Annotated in this window: 19 protein-coding genes; 8 read left to right on the forward strand and 11 right to left on the reverse strand. The window is 39.0% G+C overall.

Annotated elements, in window-relative coordinates:
* Positions 1-680: 680 nt before the first annotated feature.
* The 3 genes from VXS03_RS10970 to VXS03_RS10980 all read right to left on the reverse strand — a co-directional run bounded on the left by VXS03_RS10970 (position 681) and on the right by VXS03_RS10980 (position 2,362).
* Complete coding sequence (locus tag VXS03_RS10970) at positions 681-1,148, reverse strand: glycine zipper 2TM domain-containing protein (RefSeq protein WP_327763757.1); 468 nt, start codon at positions 1,146-1,148, stop codon at positions 681-683.
* Between the two features lie 128 nt (positions 1,149-1,276).
* The gene (locus VXS03_RS10975) at positions 1,277-1,858 is read right to left on the reverse strand and encodes a tRNA-uridine aminocarboxypropyltransferase (RefSeq protein ID WP_327763759.1); all 582 of its coding nucleotides are present in this window, start codon (positions 1,856-1,858) and stop codon (positions 1,277-1,279) included.
* A gap of 84 nt (positions 1,859-1,942) precedes the next feature.
* Positions 1,943-2,362: a hypothetical protein gene (locus tag VXS03_RS10980; RefSeq protein WP_327763760.1), complete on the reverse strand. Its 420-nt coding sequence runs from the start codon at positions 2,360-2,362 to the stop codon at positions 1,943-1,945.
* A gap of 61 nt (positions 2,363-2,423) precedes the next feature.
* Here VXS03_RS10980 and VXS03_RS10985 point away from each other — a divergent pair, with 61 nt between their 5' ends.
* The gene (locus VXS03_RS10985; RefSeq protein WP_327763762.1) at positions 2,424-2,882 is read left to right on the forward strand and encodes an EVE domain-containing protein; all 459 of its coding nucleotides are present in this window, start codon (positions 2,424-2,426) and stop codon (positions 2,880-2,882) included.
* Between the two features lie 71 nt (positions 2,883-2,953).
* Here the strand turns inward: VXS03_RS10985 and VXS03_RS10990 are convergent, their stop codons facing one another.
* Complete coding sequence (locus VXS03_RS10990) at positions 2,954-3,757, reverse strand: Cof-type HAD-IIB family hydrolase (protein WP_327763763.1); 804 nt, start codon at positions 3,755-3,757, stop codon at positions 2,954-2,956.
* Positions 3,758-3,915: 158 nt separating this feature from the next.
* Positions 3,916-4,890, reverse strand: a complete 975-nt coding sequence (locus VXS03_RS10995) for an alpha/beta fold hydrolase (protein WP_327763764.1) — start codon at positions 4,888-4,890, stop codon at positions 3,916-3,918.
* 201 nt (positions 4,891-5,091) lie between these two features.
* Here VXS03_RS10995 and rhtB point away from each other — a divergent pair, with 201 nt between their 5' ends.
* A complete protein-coding gene (gene rhtB / locus VXS03_RS11000; RefSeq protein WP_327763765.1) occupies positions 5,092-5,709 on the forward strand; it encodes a homoserine/homoserine lactone efflux protein in 618 nt (205 codons plus the stop codon).
* A 64-nt stretch (positions 5,710-5,773) separates the two neighbouring features.
* Positions 5,774-6,997 carry an EAL and HDOD domain-containing protein gene (locus VXS03_RS11005; RefSeq protein WP_327763766.1) on the forward strand — a complete coding sequence of 408 codons (1,224 nt, stop codon included), beginning with the start codon at positions 5,774-5,776 and terminating at the stop codon, positions 6,995-6,997.
* Positions 6,998-7,152: 155 nt separating this feature from the next.
* On the opposite strand, the gene VXS03_RS11010 is transcribed toward VXS03_RS11005, so the two are convergent.
* From VXS03_RS11010 to VXS03_RS11020, 3 genes are all read right to left on the reverse strand, one after another.
* Positions 7,153-7,629, reverse strand: a complete 477-nt coding sequence (locus VXS03_RS11010; RefSeq protein WP_327763768.1) for a Dps family protein — start codon at positions 7,627-7,629, stop codon at positions 7,153-7,155.
* Between the two features lie 139 nt (positions 7,630-7,768).
* Positions 7,769-8,656, reverse strand: coding sequence for a patatin-like phospholipase family protein (locus tag VXS03_RS11015; protein ID WP_327763769.1), 888 nt, complete (start codon positions 8,654-8,656; stop codon positions 7,769-7,771).
* 111 nt (positions 8,657-8,767) lie between these two features.
* Positions 8,768-9,625, reverse strand: a complete 858-nt coding sequence (locus VXS03_RS11020) for a LysR family transcriptional regulator (protein WP_327763770.1) — start codon at positions 9,623-9,625, stop codon at positions 8,768-8,770.
* Between the two features lie 205 nt (positions 9,626-9,830).
* Here VXS03_RS11020 and VXS03_RS11025 point away from each other — a divergent pair, with 205 nt between their 5' ends.
* Positions 9,831-10,553 (forward strand): SDR family oxidoreductase, encoded by a 723-nt coding sequence (locus VXS03_RS11025; protein WP_327763771.1) that lies wholly within the window; start codon positions 9,831-9,833, stop codon positions 10,551-10,553.
* A 156-nt stretch (positions 10,554-10,709) separates the two neighbouring features.
* On the forward strand, positions 10,710-11,714 hold the full coding sequence (locus VXS03_RS11030) for an acyltransferase (protein ID WP_327763773.1): 1,005 nt from the start codon (positions 10,710-10,712) through the stop codon (positions 11,712-11,714).
* Positions 11,715-11,767: 53 nt separating this feature from the next.
* Here VXS03_RS11030 and VXS03_RS11035 read toward each other — a convergent pair whose 3' ends face one another.
* The gene (locus VXS03_RS11035) at positions 11,768-12,100 is read right to left on the reverse strand and encodes a DUF2500 domain-containing protein (protein WP_327763774.1); all 333 of its coding nucleotides are present in this window, start codon (positions 12,098-12,100) and stop codon (positions 11,768-11,770) included.
* 183 nt (positions 12,101-12,283) lie between these two features.
* On the opposite strand from VXS03_RS11035, the gene VXS03_RS11040 reads away from it, so the two are divergent.
* Together VXS03_RS11040 and VXS03_RS11045 are read left to right on the forward strand one after the other, a co-directional pair.
* On the forward strand, positions 12,284-12,643 hold the full coding sequence (locus tag VXS03_RS11040) for a DUF4145 domain-containing protein (RefSeq protein WP_327763775.1): 360 nt from the start codon (positions 12,284-12,286) through the stop codon (positions 12,641-12,643).
* 857 nt (positions 12,644-13,500) lie between these two features.
* The gene (locus VXS03_RS11045) at positions 13,501-13,818 is read left to right on the forward strand and encodes a putative signal transducing protein (RefSeq protein ID WP_327763776.1); all 318 of its coding nucleotides are present in this window, start codon (positions 13,501-13,503) and stop codon (positions 13,816-13,818) included.
* Positions 13,819-13,883: 65 nt separating this feature from the next.
* Here VXS03_RS11045 and VXS03_RS11050 read toward each other — a convergent pair whose 3' ends face one another.
* A complete protein-coding gene (locus VXS03_RS11050) occupies positions 13,884-14,150 on the reverse strand; it encodes a DUF1145 domain-containing protein (protein WP_327763777.1) in 267 nt (88 codons plus the stop codon).
* A complete protein-coding gene (rsmD, locus tag VXS03_RS11055; RefSeq protein WP_327763778.1) occupies positions 14,147-14,752 on the reverse strand; it encodes a 16S rRNA (guanine(966)-N(2))-methyltransferase RsmD in 606 nt (201 codons plus the stop codon). Before rsmD ends, VXS03_RS11050 begins: the two co-directional genes overlap by 4 nt.
* An 84-nt stretch (positions 14,753-14,836) precedes the next feature.
* On the opposite strand from rsmD, the gene ftsY reads away from it, so the two are divergent.
* Positions 14,837-16,243: a signal recognition particle-docking protein FtsY gene (gene ftsY, locus VXS03_RS11060; RefSeq protein ID WP_327763780.1), complete on the forward strand. Its 1,407-nt coding sequence runs from the start codon at positions 14,837-14,839 to the stop codon at positions 16,241-16,243.

Raw genomic sequence — 16,243 nt, forward strand, 5'->3', positions numbered from 1 at the left:
ATCATTGAGGGGGATATAAACGCTATAAAAATAGTTTATTTATCATAATGAAAATAAAGTCATGCTAATTAAAAAATTCAACATCGATAAATGATTAAATTATTTTTTTGATTGTCTTACCTAACCAAAAAAATAAATTAAATATATTTTATTTTTGCCGAAATTACTTAATCACATCACCGTTTACTTATTTAACGAGTGCTATGATGCTGCTATTTTGATAAAAAAAAAACCGTAAAAGCGCAAAGAAACGTTGCATATTTAGAGAGTAAATTAATAAAGAGTATCGTTATTCGATTGCTTAATTTCGTGAAAATTAACATTCCATTATGAAGTGATAAAGATTAATAATTAAAAATCATTAATAACAGTGGCTTGAACTAATAATTAGATAGCTACGATACTATAAACCCTACAATTGCAACTGTGAGCATAAAATAGTTATGCATTAATAATGACGTTACATGCCTTATTATATGGGCAATTTTTTTACTTATGCTGATGCTTAATAATTGTAGAATCCCATTTTTGAGGGGATGAAGCGCTAATAATGTATGGGTGAGAATGATTGAATTGAGGAATTGAGAATGCTAATGATGAATGATGGTATTCAAATAGGGCATGTCTTGAATAATAAAAAAGGAGCTGCTGCTCCTTTTTTTGAAATAATGGCATTGTATTTATGCAGGTGTTACTCGTGAAGTCCCGTCATCACTAAGGTTAACTTGTACTCGCTCTCCTGCGTGGAACATAACTTGAGGATTGACTTGTTGCACAATGGATACCGTGCGACCACTATCCATTTTAATGGTTAAGTTAACCCCATTACGTTTGGTGACTTGGTTGCCGGCCTCATTACCTAAGAAACCACCTAATAATGCGCCGCCGATAGACGCTATTTCAGCACCTTTACCGCCACCAACGCCAGAACCAAGAATGCCACCAATTGCACCGCCAGCTAAGGTGCCGATGCCATTACCATTACCGTTCAATGTTACTGCTTGGGTACGTACCACAGTACCATAGTAAACTTGCTGCATTTGGCGAGCATCGTTTACATTGTAGGCATCGCCATAAGGGTTAGCCGCACAGCCTGCAAGACCTAGAGTCGAGGCTATTATCACAACAGCAAGAATTTTGGTTTTCATGGTATTTGCTTCACTAAAAATACGGTGTATAAAATGGTTCTTTCTAATCTGAGCCTTTTTATTTAGAAAATAAAGCCGTAAATCTGATATTACAAAAACAACGGTTGGTCTATTTAAAGATATCTTGATTATTTAGCATGGCCACTTTTATCGGCGTGATAGGTTTCAATAAAGTGATTAAAATAGGTTTGAAGCTGTTGCGCTGCCAGAGGCTGTTGCAACAAATTTAATAATTCAATGCCAACTTCACATGTACATAGATGACCCGGTTGTTGATTACGACGCAAAGCATAGTTGGATGTTTGTTGAGGTGTGATCGCAATGCGAGGTAATTGGTTCAGCCATGGGCTTTTACGGACCATTTTGCGTGCTTCTTGCCAAGTAGCATCAAGAATAATAAAGAGTATTTTGGGTTGCTTCTGACTTGGTGATGGTAAAGATAACGCCAAATGTTGCTCATCACTTGGAAAGACTAACCAAGCTTGATAATAAGGATTCTGAAGTTGGTCTAGCAATGCTTGTGGTGGCTGAGTACGGTGCCACATTTCGACGCGACAGCTAGGTAGTGCACGAGTCATTAATACGCCAGTATTGGTATCTTTGTTGCATTCACGTGGATGAGTGAGCAGAACAAAATCGGCTGCTGATTGTAATTGTGGTTCGGTGTTACAAATACAATTAAATTGAAAACCGCAACGCTGACAAACCATGATTTTTCTCGTAGTGAACAATAAAGGTGGCAGTGTGGCATAACGCCACCTTTGAGTCACGATAGAGAATAATTAGAGAGGGGTTTATTGACGTTGTAGAATTAACCCTTCGACACCGAGTTCATAGGTTTGGCCATCAACGGTTTCTTGCTTAGCACTTAATTGTTCACTATGAGGATCATAGCTATAAATACGTTCGCTATTAAGTGGGCGTCCTTGATGAGTAGTCATAGTGACTTTAACACTGGTAGGGGTCATCGCTTGCCAATGGCCTGTTTCTAATAAATCAGGATCACCATTAGTGTAGCTATATGTCGTTGTTGCCGCATGATCTTGTGCTAAGTGAAGATGCGTTGTTAAGCCCATTTCGGTATCACTTTTGTAATTACCCACCCATTGTGATTCGGCCGAATCGCTTTTAAAAACTGTCGGTATCCAGCTAGCACAGCCTGACAAGGTGGTTGCAGCGAGCAATAATGCCAGTGATAAACGAGGGTATATCATTATATAGTCTCTATGGTAGGCTCAATTTCAACATTGAAATTAGCGCAATGAGGGAAAATTTATGGCGTATTGGTTATTTAAAACTGAACCAGATACCTTTTCAATAGACACTTTAAAACAACAAAAAGTTTCACCATGGGAAGGGGTTCGTAATTACCAAGCCAGAAATATGCTACGCGATGAGATTAAATGCGGTGATCTAGTGCTGATTTATCATTCTTCTTGCAAAGATATCGGAGTGGTCGGTATCGCGAAAGTGGTGAAAGAAGCTTATGTTGATCATTTTCAATTTGAATCAACAAGTGCGTATTTTGACTCCAAGGCAACCTGTGAAAAACCACCGTGGGTAATGGTTGATATTGAATACCAACAACATTTGCGATTGGTGAGCTTAGCGCGAATGAAAAAGGCGCCTGAGTTGGCTGAAATGCCATTAGTGAAAAGAGGCAATCGACTTAGCGTGATGCCCGTGACATCTGCGCAGTGGCAACAAATATTAGTCATGACGGGACAGTTCTAAATAAAACAGTGACAACATAGTGGGCTATGGCTGTCACTGTTGTTAATTTTCACAAGTATCAGACGGCAAAATTAGCGCGTTAATAGGTGCTGTTCTAAATAATGAGCAACGGCTTCATCAGCGTTAGAGCCGATCACTTCATTATTTGGTAAAGCCAGCTTCACTTTTTCGTGTGAAGTTCCCATTACCAGACCTTTGCCTGCCATTGCTAGCATTTCAGCATCATTCATACCATCACCAAATGCAATACAGTCAGCCAGTTGATAACCTAGAGCCTCTGCTACCGCTTGAAGTGCGTGACCTTTTGATACACCCGCATCCATCACCTCAAGACACCATGGCGTCGAAAAGGCAATATTTGCTTTATCACCAAAATGGGCATTGAAACACTGTTCCCATTTCACTAACGCTTCATGATCTTCGTCATCTCGAGTAAAGAAGACCTTAGCAACGTTTTCTACTGGGGGATTATTGGCATCATATAAATGATAACTAAAGCTGTCGTGGAATTCTTTTAACTGCTCATTGTCATGATTTAGCAGCCAGTTATCACCACAATACATATGAATATGCAGTGCTGGATCATCTTTTGCGAGTCCAATGATGCCTCGAATAACTTCAGCGCTAAGATCTTGTTGAAATACCAATTCGCCTTGACTGTTATGTACGCGAGCACCATTTGAGGTGATCATATAAGCTGGAATTGCTAATTTTTCACGTATTTCTTCGACATCAATATGATGACGACCAGTTGCGAAGACGAAATTTATGTTTTGTTGGTCAAGACGCTGTAATACATCACGAGTAAATGGCGCAATTTTATGGTCAGGATTTAGTAAGGTGCCATCTAAATCTGAAGCAACGATTTGATACATGAAAGCTCTCAATAAATAGAAATGTAGCGAAAATAAAGATAACGAGATCGAATGTGAGTCGTTAATCTTAAACTACTATGAGAGATAAAAAGGGGTTGATGTTAGTAATAAATATTTCCGCTTTTATTTTTGTGATGGCGTAGCCTTTTTGAACCTATTTACGGCTTTGATATCGCAAAATGGTTGCAAATTTCCGTTAAAGCAATATTACGATATTGGTCTTTTTCAAATAATAATTCGTGGCGAGCATCAGCTATCGTAACTAATTGGCTACAATTGGGTGTCCGCTGGCAGAAATGATGATGGGCTTGATTATCAACAATATGATCGGCACTACCTTGTAATATTAAGGTTGGGGTGATGATGTTTTCAGCCTCAGTAAGACAGTGGCGGGTGGCTGCCATACTTTGCCATACCCAACGATTACTTGCGCCCCCTAAACGTAATTGTGGCTGTTGTTGATACAATGTTTTGCTCCATTGAAAGCGGGTTTCGCTCTGTGTCAGTGGATTATTTGCAAATGGTTTTGGGTAATAAGTGCGTTGCCCTGGTGCATAGGTGGGTTGGCGATGAATATAATCATTAATACGCGCGAGTGGTTCAGCCAAAAAGCGTAAGCTAGGTTTCAGATAAATGCCATGCATTGGTGCACTTAATACCGCACGATCAATCAGTTTAGGATAGCGAGCAAGTAGAAGGCTACTAATTGCTCCCCCCATCGAATGACCCAATAGAAAGTGGTGTTGATAACCTTGAGGTTTGACAATATCAGTTATAAAAGTATGAAGGTCAGTGACATAATCATCAAATTGTTCAACAAAACCCATTTCGGGATCTGTGGTTAATCGTTGTGACATCCCTTGACCTCGGTGATCAAGAGAGTAAATGTGATAACCTTGGTTGATTAAATCAAAAAATAGCTCTTGGTATTTGTAGTAACTTTCAATACGACCATTTACAACCACAATCACTTTATCACTGGTGCCTGGCGTTAAACTTACCCAGCTCAGTTGGCACTGATTGACACCTTGCAATGTGCCTTCATGTCGTTGTTGCCATAGCGCTGCGATTGGGCCTGTCATCATATTACTGAAGCTAGCTTCTTGTGAAAAATGCAAGGCGGACTGGGTCATAACGTTTCCGAAAGTTGTGAACTACGAGGCAAAGAATTGAATGATCGTTTCGCGAACAAGCTATCTCGTTGCTTATTATCATCTTTGCCAGTATACCTTATTTATTGCCCGCCGCGTAATAAAGCAATAAGTTGCTTGTTTATCTAATGTCGAGGTATAACACAGCTTTTTATAGCTTGATACAATAACAAAGGAATATCAATGAGTGTGGAGATTTGGCTAGCTTATGTTGTTGCAGCCATCGTATTTAGCTTTGCCCCTGGCTCTGGAACGGTCAATTCTATCAGTAATGGTATGGTATATGGCTGGCGTAAATCATTAGCATCTATTGTTGGATTACAACTGGGAATGGCGGTTCATATTGTGCTGGTTGGGGTTGGATTAGGTGCACTCGTAGCGCAATCAGCTGTGGCATTTTCGTTGATAAAATGGATTGGTGCGGCATATTTAGTTTGGTTAGGCATTCAAAAATGGCGTGAACATAATGCGCTATCACTTGAGAATGTTGATAAGTCAGTGACTGCGGGGTGTCTATTTCGACGTGCGGTATTAGTGAATTTAACTAACCCTAAAACAATCGTATTTTTAGTGGCACTGTTTCCGCAATTTATTAACGCTGCGCAACCGCAGTTACCTCAACTATTAATTTTAGGCATAACGACATTGGTTATTGATGCTTGTGTAATGTTATTTTATGTTTGCTTAGCATCACGTTTTACCCACTATATTCGTTCAGCTACGGTCATGACTCGCCTAAATCGTATTTTTGGTTCGATGTTTATTGGCTGTGGTGCATTACTTGCTTTGGCTCGAGCGTAATAAAATGGGGTTGGTATTAAAATAATGTGTCATTAATCGCTGTGGTCTAAAAGGTATTATTACAATGTTTTCTTATGTTGCTCGTCAGCCCATTTTTAACCGTCGTCAACAAACGATCGGTCATGAGCTGCTATTTCGTAATGGAGAGTGCAATGCTTTTCCTGTGATAGAGGCTAATGAAGCAACATGTCGGCTTGTACTTGAAAACTATATGGCAATTGGTAATGAACGTACGTTTAAAGGCCAACGAAATTTTATTAATTTCCCTCAGCGTTGTTTAGTTAGTTTAATGCCGTTACTGTTACCAAAGAGCAAAGTCGTTATTGAAATATTAGAAACCTGCGTTCCTGATGATGAGTTATTCTCAGCTATCAAACATCTTCACCATAAAGGTTATATTATTGCACTGGATGATTTTGAATACGATGTGAGATGGCAACGTTTCTTTCGTTATGTACATATTATTAAGCTTGATCTATTGATGCTTGGATTGGATAAAGCATGCGATTTTGTACGTAATAATCGCCACATGAAAGTGAAGTTTTTAGCGGAAAAAGTAGAGTCATATGATGACTTTCAAGTTGCTCTTGCTGCTGGATTTGATCTTTTTCAAGGTTATTATTTTAGCCGCCCCGAACTTCTGAAACGGCGTAAAGTTGCAGCTTCTGAACTCACAACTATTCGGCTATTACAGGCTATTAGTACCGAGCCTGTTAATTTTAATGATATCGAAATGATCATCAGTAGCGATGTGTCATTGTCTTATTTACTGTTGCGTTATGTAAATAATGCTAATCACCGATTGGTTGAACCCATTAGCTCTTTTCATCAAGCATTAGTCTATTTAGGCGAAGATAAGTTGCGAATGTTTGTTGGCGTTGTAGCCACAGCGCATGCTGCATTAGATAAACCGAAAGCATTATATTTCCTGTCATTGCAGCGCGCTAAAATGTGTGAAAAATTAGTGCATTATAGTTCGTTAGTTATACCGCCAGAGCAGGCTTTTTTAGCGGGAATGTTTTCATTATTAGATGCACTATTAGACAGTTCATTAGCTGAATTATTAATGTTATTAAAACTTCAGCCACATATTAAAATGGCATTATTACATCGGCAAGGAGATTTAGGCTTGGTGCTAAATATTGTTGATGCTTTTGATAAAGCGAATTGGCAGCAAGTGGCACTAGCTTGTGGCGAGTTAGGATTATCAGAACAGCAAGTGCAAGAGAGTTACTTACAAGCCTTAGCATGGGCTGAAGAAAGTACTCAAATAGATTATACGAGATAAAAAAAGGGGGCCATAAAGACCCCAAAAGAACCATATAATGTATTGCGTTAGTCAGGCGGGTAGCCTTGGATAGAATATACGGTTATGACACGCGTATATTTTTTTTAATGTTAGTAAGTGACTAATTTTCCAACATTATGTAGTTTTTATTACGGCTATTGCAGATAAGCGTTAAGCATCCACAATAATTTTTCTTGTTCGCGAATATAATCGCCCATCAATGCTGCTGTTCCTTCATCACTTGCATCGCCTGCCGCCATAAGAATACGACGTTGCTGACCAAGTAGAATACTAAACCCGTGAACTAAGCCTTGTACCCCTTGTTGACCATCACTAATATTTTGATGCTCTTTGATTTCACTCGCTGCTAAATAGCGACTGAAGCTGTGATCGGGCGTGTAGCCAAGGGTTAAAATACGTTCAGCTAATTCATCGATTTTAATTTGCAAATCGGTATAAATTTCTTCAAATTTCAAATGCAATTCGAAAAATTGTTGGCCTTTGATATTCCAATGGTAACCACGAGTATTCATATAAAATACTTGGTAGTTAGAAAGCAGTAGATTGAGGTCAGCAGCCAGCGCTTGGGCTTTATCACTGTCAAGACCGATTAAATTGGTTTGGTGAGCCATGGTACATTCCTCGTAAAATAGTTGAAAACAAAAGCAAGTTTCGTTTTGATAAGGTGAGTATAGGTAAACTCTATTGATAGTTATAGTTGTTGTTATCTATTGTAATAATAGTTGTAACCTATTAACTGCGAGCTAACACTTAGGCAACTAATGCCGTAGGATCACAATGCTCACTTTCACAAGGAATAATGCCACAGACACGATGACCCGCTTGCTTCCCTTGTAAGTAACCTTGTTCTAATTTATTGAGGTTACGCGTTAAACGACCAACATGAAAATCATGATTGGGAGCAATAACGGTAATGGTGCAATCTGCTGGCGGATGATTGATAAAATCAAGGGCTGCATTATAACGTTGAGCGCGAGTCATCACGGCTTCAGCAAAGGCCGGGTGATCATGAAACATTGATCTGATTAACCATGGTAGTTTGGTGTCGTGTTTATGAAAGCCTAGTGGCTTAGATAAAATCACCGTGATCTTACGTGCTCCTCGACGATACGCTTCAATAACTGGAATTGAATCGCCAATGCCGCCATCACTCATTGCAACGCCATCAATGGTTGGATTATGACGATAAGCAACTGGTAGCGCGCAGGTTGCTTCCATTAGTGGCGTAATATTATGACGTGTTACCTTTATATATTCTGCAGTGCCAGTTTCTAGATTAGTGGTTGTTGCATAAAGTGGTATTTGGCGCTGCTCATATTTGAGTAAATTTAAGGGTAAATAACGTGATGTTGTACGCCATAGCCAATCAATATCGGTTAAATGGCCACCATGAGTAAAACGAGAAAAATTAATAAATTGGGGATCACGAGAAAATTGAGTGATAATTTTATGACTGCGGCCATAATTACCACTTAAATACCCAATTAAATTGGTTGCACCGGCTGATACGCCAATAGCAAAATCAAACGGTAAATAGTTATTTTCAAGGAATGCATCAAGTACACCGCTGGCAAAAATGCCGCGCATTGCGCCACCTTCGACAACCAAGGCATGAGACGTGGGTTGGACTGTATTCATAGCGGAACCTATCTGATTTAATCTATTTAGCTGACTTTGCTCTAATTTCAGGATAAATAGATTTACAGCAATAAAAAATTCGATTTTTCTTATTGCTGTGATAGGTAAAACTTAATCGTTGGATTGATGGTCAATTGCAACCTGTTGGCTTAATACTTTAATGCAGGCTGCTAACGCTGGATTTAACGTTTTAGTGGCGGGATAGCATAACCCTAAGCGACGGAACATACGTGGACCTTCTAGAGGAACAGTAACCAATTGGGTCGCACTTTCTAGGACACCCGTTGGTAGAAAAGAGATCCCTAATCCAGCTTGCACTAAATGCATTACTTGGGTTTTATGTTCAGCTTTTGCCACTAAATTAACCGATAGACCATCACATGCTAGTAAACCAATGGTTTGTTGATGAGCTTCACACGGTGGACATTCAATAAAGTCGTGTTGGTGTAATTGCTGTGGCGATACGCTTGTTAGGTTTGCGAGTGGGTGATTGGGCAACATACACAGTACATAATCTTCATCCCATAACGGTAGAAAAATTTCATCTTCAGCTTTAAACATATCGAGTGTTAATCGCGCATCTGCTTTCTTATCATGATCTACCAATTCAATTAAAAGATTAGGAATTTGCTGGTGCAATTGTGCTAATACAATCGCTAATTGACTTTGACTAAGATCGGCAAAATTAGCCAGTGTTAGTGGTAAACGTTCAGTACGTTGTTGAAAGAGTTGCGGTAGCGTATTGACGTCATTTAATAATCGAATCGCTAATGGATAAAGGTAGTGCGCTTCGTCGGTAAGGTTTACTCCTTTTTTATGGCGAATAAAAAGCTGAGTTGATAGCTCTTGCTCTAATTGCTTAATACCACTTGATATCGATGGTTGAGATACACAACATCTTTCTGCTGCTAAGGTGATATTTTTCTCTTCATAAACAGCAATAAAAAACCGTAATAAGCGTAAATCCATCCGTTAATACTCGATTGAAAAAGACCTTGTTAGCCTATCACATTATTGAAACTTATGACGGTTTGTTGTTATCTATAGTTTTTGTTGATGATAAACCAAGGAAATAGATATTTTTCAGCGGTGACAATTCGTCCTATAGTTATTGCCATCAACAGCATCTTAGCTGGCTGCATTAAGAGTGCGGTTTATTCTAGAGGAAAAAAACATGTCGAAATCTTTAGTTGTGATCACGGGTGCAAGTTCAGGTATTGGTGAAGCTACAGCACGTAAATTGGCTGCAGAAGGGTATCCTTTACTGCTTTTAGCTCGTCGTATTGAAGCGATGGAAGCATTAAACTTACCTAATACATTGTGCCGTAAAGTAGATGTAACGGATGTTAAAGCTATTGCTGCAGCCGTTGCTGAAGCTGAGCAAAAATTTGGTCCCGTAGATTGTCTCATTAATAATGCCGGTATGATGTTGCTTGGTCTTGCTGATGAGCAGGATCCTGCTGAATGGCAAACCATGTTTAATGTTAATGTGATGGGTATGTTGAACGGTATCCATGTGGTTCTTGCGGGCATGAAAGCACGTAAAACAGGTACTGTTATTAACGTTAGCTCAATTGCGGGTCGTAAAACATTTCCTAATCATGCCGCTTATTGTGGCACTAAATTTGCGGTTCATGCTATCACTGAAAATATTCGTGAAGAAGTTGCCGATGATAATGTACGCTTTATTACTATTGCCCCTGGTGCTGTTGAAACTGAGTTACTAAGCCATACTAGCAGTGATGCAATTAAAGCGGGCTACCAAGAATGGAAGCAAGGCATGGGTGGTGTGATTGCACCACAAGATATTGCTAATGCGATTAGCTACGCTTATAACCAGCCTCAAAACTTATGTGTACGTGAAATTGTACTTGCAGCTACACGTCAGCAGCCTTAATTATCAGGTAAAATTGCTGTCAACAATGAGTAAGTTATCGGTTAATTCATTATTGTAATAGATACTTGCTGCTAAGTGACTGCTATATTCAAAGCAGAGCCATAAATGATTATGGCTCTGCTTTTTTGTATCTGCTGTTTATATAAGGGGTCAGTGGTGAGAGAAAAAATAGGATTTTTTGATTTACTACGAGTGGTTGCTGCTTTGGCGGTTGTCGTGATCCATGTCCTTGGCCCCTATCGAGATCAGCTTGGTCAAATACCCGATTGGCAGTGGATGAGTGCGATTACAATCAACAGCCTTAGCCGTTGGGCTGTACCCGTGTTTATTATGATCACTGGCGCTCTTATGCTCAGTGATCAGCGACCTTTTGAGCCTGTTTATTATATTAAACGTCGATTTGGAAAAGTGTTGATTCCCTTTTTAGTGTGGTCGGTATTCTATGCTTTTTTCTCAGGCCTTACTGTGAATGGTTTTGACAGCGCATTGAGTTGGTCGGTTTTGAAAAAACTGCCGAGTCATGAAACGTATTATCACCTTGGTTTCTTCTATTATTTTATTCCTCTTTATTTGGTTATTCCGGTTATTCAGTGGTGGGTGCAAAAAGCCGAGCCGGGACAAGTGAAGGGGGTCATTATGGTATGGCTGGTGATCACTGGTTTATATCTGTTTTATATTGATGGCCTATGGAGTGAAACTTATTTACTTTATAGCGGTTATTTATTGTTAGGTTATTGCCTGTATCAATACCGTTGGCCTAGTTTAATGGTGTTATTGCCATTAGCACTGATTGCGGTTGTCGCAACTGACTATAGTGTGATCAGTCATAGTTTTGCTGCTGATGAATATAAAGTTGCTCGCTGGATGTCATACAAGACCTTGAATACTGTCGTGGTAGCTGCAACGGTATTTTTACTCTGTCGAGCGGTAAGTGATAAGTTAAGTGCGCCCACTCAAAGTAAATTAAGTTGGTTAAGTAAATATAGCCTTGGGGTCTATTTGATCCATCCTATTTTTTTATGGCCATTACGACAATATGATCTCTATTTTGCTAATCCGTTAATTGCAATTCCAGTGTGGACATTGATTGCTGCGAGTTTAGCCTTAGCGACCAGTTGGTTATTGAGTCGTCATCGATATACCGCGTGGTTGGTGCCATAACCGTATTTGTTATCACCTGTTTGCTCATTAGAAATGAGCAAACAGTGCGATATTTATTGGCGTTGTAATGCAAAATGAATAAATTGTTGGCCACGGTAGGTCATGGTGCCAATATCACCTGGATTAAGCGCATGGTAATAATGAATTCCGATCATGAATTCGCGCTTAGGGCCACCCGCTAATGGCTGTACATAAAACCAATATTCTTCATCTTCTTCTCCTGGCTGTGCGCCAATAATACGGTTACTTTGTTTATCTAAAATCTGCACTTCAATTTTTTTTTCTGGCGCATCAATACCTAAAATATGACGACGATAGTTATAGATAAAATAGGTTAATGCCAGTAGTAATAATAGGCACAGTACGACAATAATCCATGTCGGCATCTCCAAGCTCCTTGGTCGTTAATAAGCTATATTAAATAAATACAGCGATATTATTCACAGCAAATTTATACATACCTAACTATGGATAATAAAATCGTGATCTGAATACAATTATTTTACTAAAACACTATGTTGAATGGGTAGCTTAGGTAAGGTAATCATAATTGAATATTTAGGGAGGTGATGATGGATATTGAACAAGTCATTGAGAGATCACGTCGGTTAGAAGACTTATTACGCCAACATTATCACGCGAAAGGCTCTGACTTAACTCAATTAGTTGAGAGTTGTGATAATCGCTTTCCTGATGAAATCTCTAGTAAATTAAATGAAATCAATGTAATACATCAGAAGTTGATGACGGAAGATGGCTTTGATATTGCTAATTATCAATTGTTTATGGATTTATGTGCTGAGTGTGAAATGGAATTAATGCCACGCAGTAGTCGCTTAGTGTGGGGAGCTGCTGTTTTGCTTTTGGGTGGGATTACGTTAGCGGCGTTAGGGTTCTATTTTTATCATTGGCAGCATATTACGCTATAGCAATGCTGAATGTTCATAGTATAGATAAAAAAATGGCGCCATTAGGCGCTATTTTTTTGTTTCTTGAATGGAGCTTAGTAAATAATCGGTAGTGTCATTAGACCAACAACAACAGCAATCATTACAAGACCTTGTTTTTGTGAGTGTGTTAGCATATTTTTCAATCCTTGCTTGTATGTGTGTTTTATCTTGACAATAAAGATAACATGTTTTTAACCATGTTGACAAGTTTGAGGTTGATTATCTTAGATAAAAACATTTTAGAGTGACAAAAAAAGCCTTTTATCACTATTAAAACAACGTTTTCTTTGCTGTTATTTTTATGTTAACTTCATGGGTTTGTTCTCTTGTTGTTTTTTAGTTATTGTTTTTGTTGTGTTTTTTATTTTTATTTTTTTTTTTAAATGTTGTTTGTAATGATTTTTGTTATAAATGATTGAAAAATGATGATATCTAACTGTAACTCTGTTTTGGTGTTATTTTTTAAATGTATCATTTTTGGAAGTTATATGTTTTGTATAAAAAACAGTTAAGTTGTTGGTTTTTCATTATTTTTAAATATTTAATACGTTGTTTTTATTGTATTTTTTAGTGTTGGTGTTATTGGTTGTGTTTTTGTCGTTTTTATCTGTGCTTTGTGGCTTATGATTTTGTATTTATTGGTTTTTATTTTATGGTTATTGTTTTTTTATAATGGTGATTTTGGCGTTTTTTTAAGATTCGATAAGGTGGTTTTGTTTGTTTTGCGCGGTCTGAGTATAAGTGACACCATAAGATGGGTTTAATATTAGAGACAGAGTTTTGAAGATCTATTGCTATCTTTAAATGACGATTAGCCTGTTTATTGGAGAAGGAGTATGACGGATCAACAATGGCAATGTGTATATAGTGCCGGCAATAGTTTAGAAGCATATAGTTTAAAAGGTTTGTTAGAAAATACAGGGATATCAGTGCGACTGACTGGGGAAGCATTGGCTGCGGCGGCAGGAGAGTTGCCGATGAGTGTGGTTGAAGTACAGTTATGGGTGATCGGGTCGCAATGGCAACAAGCGTTGGTAGTGATAGGAAATTATTTACGTAACGATTATCTTGACTGGTATTGTGGTCATTGTGGTGAAGTTAATCAGGGTCAATTTGAATTATGCTGGCATTGTCAGCATGATCGCGACGAATAATACGTCGGTATTTGAAACAGAGGAAATAAAAGCGAGCATCAATGATGTTGCCCGCTCAATAGGTGTTACATCATGTGCTTGCGACGAATATCAAGCAACGCGAAGATACCAAAAATTAAAATTGACCAATGCTCCCAACGCGACATATTGATTTTATCACCAAACGCCCCAACAAAAATCAGCATTTGCAAACCGTGCATCATGAACAAAAATGCGGTCATGATATAAAGTGCTATTGCAGAAACCCCAGGGAAAGGGTGAATGATGTTAATAAACAATACCAGCCATACTAAGGCTATCGCTATTTTGGCAGTAATGATCAGTGCTTTCATGGTTCCTCTCTAGCAAATAAGCGGTAGCACACTTGGCCAGCGCTTTTTTCGCGATATAAATGCCAGTGACTAGGGATAGCCAACTGACCTAATTCCTTTTCAGCTTCAATATAAATCATTGCATGTGGTGTTAACCAGCCATTATTTTCTAACGCTGTGATAACATCCTGAATAAGATCTTTTCGAAATGGTGGATCGATAAAAATAATATCGTGTGGCGTACCTGTTTGTGACAAAAAGCGTAAACTGTCGCCATTTATCACGGTGGCATTGGTTGCTTTTACTGTGTTGAGGTTGATTTCAAGTTGTGCGGCGGCTTTTTTATCAAGCTCAAGCATCGTAACGCTTTCTGCACCACGAGAAAGTGCTTCAAAACTTAAACCACCACTACCAGTAAAGAGGTCAAGGCATTTAGATTGATAAATGTCTTGCGCTAACCAGTTGAAAAGTGTTTCTTTGACACGGTCAGTGGTTGGACGGAGTCCTTCGACATCATGAACGGGTAATTTGCGTCCGCGCCATTGTCCGCTGATGATTCTAACGAACCCACCAGGACGATTATTTTGTGTTTTGCGAGTTGTTTGCTGTCTTCGCTGCGTCATAGATTTTTTTGACCGTTAAGAAAATGATAGTATACACCTGTTTTTAGGCCGTAAATTGTACCAATCAAGCGCTAGGATTTGCCAATGGCAGAAAAAAAGAAACGCGGATTATTTTCATGGCTAGGATTTAGCTCTGAAGATAACGACGCACCAAAGGAACAAGCTACTGATCAATCAGTAGTTGATGGCTCGGTTGATAGCCAACAATCAACACATTCCTCTGACGATGAGCCGTTGAAAGCCAGTCATAATCATGAACTTGAGCTAGAAACACCCATCGAATCAGAATTAGTCGCTGAAACGAATGATCGCCAATTGGCTGCAACGTTGCAAGAAAATGATCATCAAAAAGACACCTTAGTGACAGACAGTGTTATTGATGATGAAAATGTAGCCATAGATAACACTCAGCAGTCTTTAGCAGATAAGCCTAATGATGATAGTGAGCTATTACTAACATCAGTTGAGGATATCGCTGAAGAGGTGAGTGATCGTGATACCGTTACCGGGAATGATGATGCTGATACTCCAGTAATCATCACTGCGGTTGAACAAGAAAAACCAAAATCAGAAGGCTTTTTTAGCCGTTTAATGCGTGGTTTAAAACGCACAAAAACCAACTTTGGTGCTGGTTTTTTTGGTCTGTTCCGCGGCAAACAAATTGATGATGAGTTATTTGAAGATTTAGAAGAGCAGTTATTAATTGCTGATGTGGGGATGGATACCACATTAAAAATCATTAATAACCTGACAGACAAAGCGTCTCGCAGTGAATTACATGATGGTGAAGCACTATACGGTTTATTAAAAGATGAGCTGGGTGAGATGTTGGCAAAAGTTGAACAACCATTAGTGGTTGATATGACTAAAAAGCCTTATGTTATTTTAATGGTTGGCGTAAATGGTGTTGGTAAAACAACCACTATCGGTAAATTAGCCAAGCAATTCCAAGCGGAAGGCAAATCGGTAATGTTAGCCGCAGGTGATACTTTCCGTGCCGCAGCTGTTGAGCAGTTACAAGTATGGGGTGAACGTAATCATGTTCCCGTCGTCGCTCAACATACTGGTGCCGATAGTGCGTCTGTGATCTTTGATGCGATTGAGTCCGCTAAAGCGAAAAACATTGATGTTGTTATTGCTGATACCGCAGGGCGTTTGCAAAACAAAGGCAACTTGATGGAAGAGTTGCGTAAGATTGTGCGAGTAATGCAGAAGGTTGATATCGAAGCACCGCATGAAATTATGCTGACATTAGATGCTGGTACAGGTCAAAATGCCATTAGTCAGGCAAAATTATTTAGTGAAGTGGCGCCAGTATCGGGGATCACTATCACTAAATTAGACGGTACTGCTAAAGGTGGTGTTATTTTTGCAATTGCTGATCAATTTAATATTCCGATTCGTTATATTGGTATTGGTGAAGGGATTGATGATTTACGACCGTTTGCGGCCGATGAGTTTATAGAAGCGTTATTTAGCAACGAGGAATAA

Origin of the sequence: Photobacterium sp. S4TG1 (assembly GCF_036040035.1) — a bacterium.
In the GTDB taxonomy this organism is placed as follows: Bacteria; Pseudomonadota; Gammaproteobacteria; order Enterobacterales; family Vibrionaceae; genus Photobacterium.

Bases quoted from the DNA above. Each gene is read 5' to 3' on its own strand.
- VXS03_RS11045 (WP_327763776.1), top strand. From the start codon at position 13,501: ATGACGGATCAACAATGGCAATGTGTATATAGTGCCGGCAATAGTTTA.
- VXS03_RS10995 (WP_327763764.1), bottom strand. From the start codon at position 4,890: ATGACCCAGTCCGCCTTGCATTTTTCACAAGAAGCTAGCTTCAGTAAT.
- VXS03_RS11025 (WP_327763771.1), top strand. From the start codon at position 9,831: ATGTCGAAATCTTTAGTTGTGATCACGGGTGCAAGTTCAGGTATTGGT.
- VXS03_RS11015 (WP_327763769.1), bottom strand. From the start codon at position 8,656: ATGAATACAGTCCAACCCACGTCTCATGCCTTGGTTGTCGAAGGTGGC.
- ftsY (WP_327763780.1), top strand. From the start codon at position 14,837: ATGGCAGAAAAAAAGAAACGCGGATTATTTTCATGGCTAGGATTTAGC.
- VXS03_RS10970 (WP_327763757.1), bottom strand. From the start codon at position 1,148: ATGAAAACCAAAATTCTTGCTGTTGTGATAATAGCCTCGACTCTAGGT.
- VXS03_RS11020 (WP_327763770.1), bottom strand. From the start codon at position 9,625: ATGGATTTACGCTTATTACGGTTTTTTATTGCTGTTTATGAAGAGAAA.
- VXS03_RS11010 (WP_327763768.1), bottom strand. From the start codon at position 7,629: ATGGCTCACCAAACCAATTTAATCGGTCTTGACAGTGATAAAGCCCAA.
- VXS03_RS10975 (WP_327763759.1), bottom strand. From the start codon at position 1,858: ATGGTTTGTCAGCGTTGCGGTTTTCAATTTAATTGTATTTGTAACACC.
- rsmD (WP_327763778.1), bottom strand. From the start codon at position 14,752: ATGACGCAGCGAAGACAGCAAACAACTCGCAAAACACAAAATAATCGT.
- VXS03_RS11005 (WP_327763766.1), top strand. From the start codon at position 5,774: ATGTTTTCTTATGTTGCTCGTCAGCCCATTTTTAACCGTCGTCAACAA.
- VXS03_RS11035 (WP_327763774.1), bottom strand. From the start codon at position 12,100: ATGCCGACATGGATTATTGTCGTACTGTGCCTATTATTACTACTGGCA.
- VXS03_RS11050 (WP_327763777.1), bottom strand. From the start codon at position 14,150: ATGAAAGCACTGATCATTACTGCCAAAATAGCGATAGCCTTAGTATGG.
- rhtB (WP_327763765.1), top strand. From the start codon at position 5,092: ATGAGTGTGGAGATTTGGCTAGCTTATGTTGTTGCAGCCATCGTATTT.
- VXS03_RS10985 (WP_327763762.1), top strand. From the start codon at position 2,424: ATGGCGTATTGGTTATTTAAAACTGAACCAGATACCTTTTCAATAGAC.
- VXS03_RS11040 (WP_327763775.1), top strand. From the start codon at position 12,284: ATGATGGATATTGAACAAGTCATTGAGAGATCACGTCGGTTAGAAGAC.
- VXS03_RS10980 (WP_327763760.1), bottom strand. From the start codon at position 2,362: ATGATATACCCTCGTTTATCACTGGCATTATTGCTCGCTGCAACCACC.
- VXS03_RS10990 (WP_327763763.1), bottom strand. From the start codon at position 3,757: ATGTATCAAATCGTTGCTTCAGATTTAGATGGCACCTTACTAAATCCT.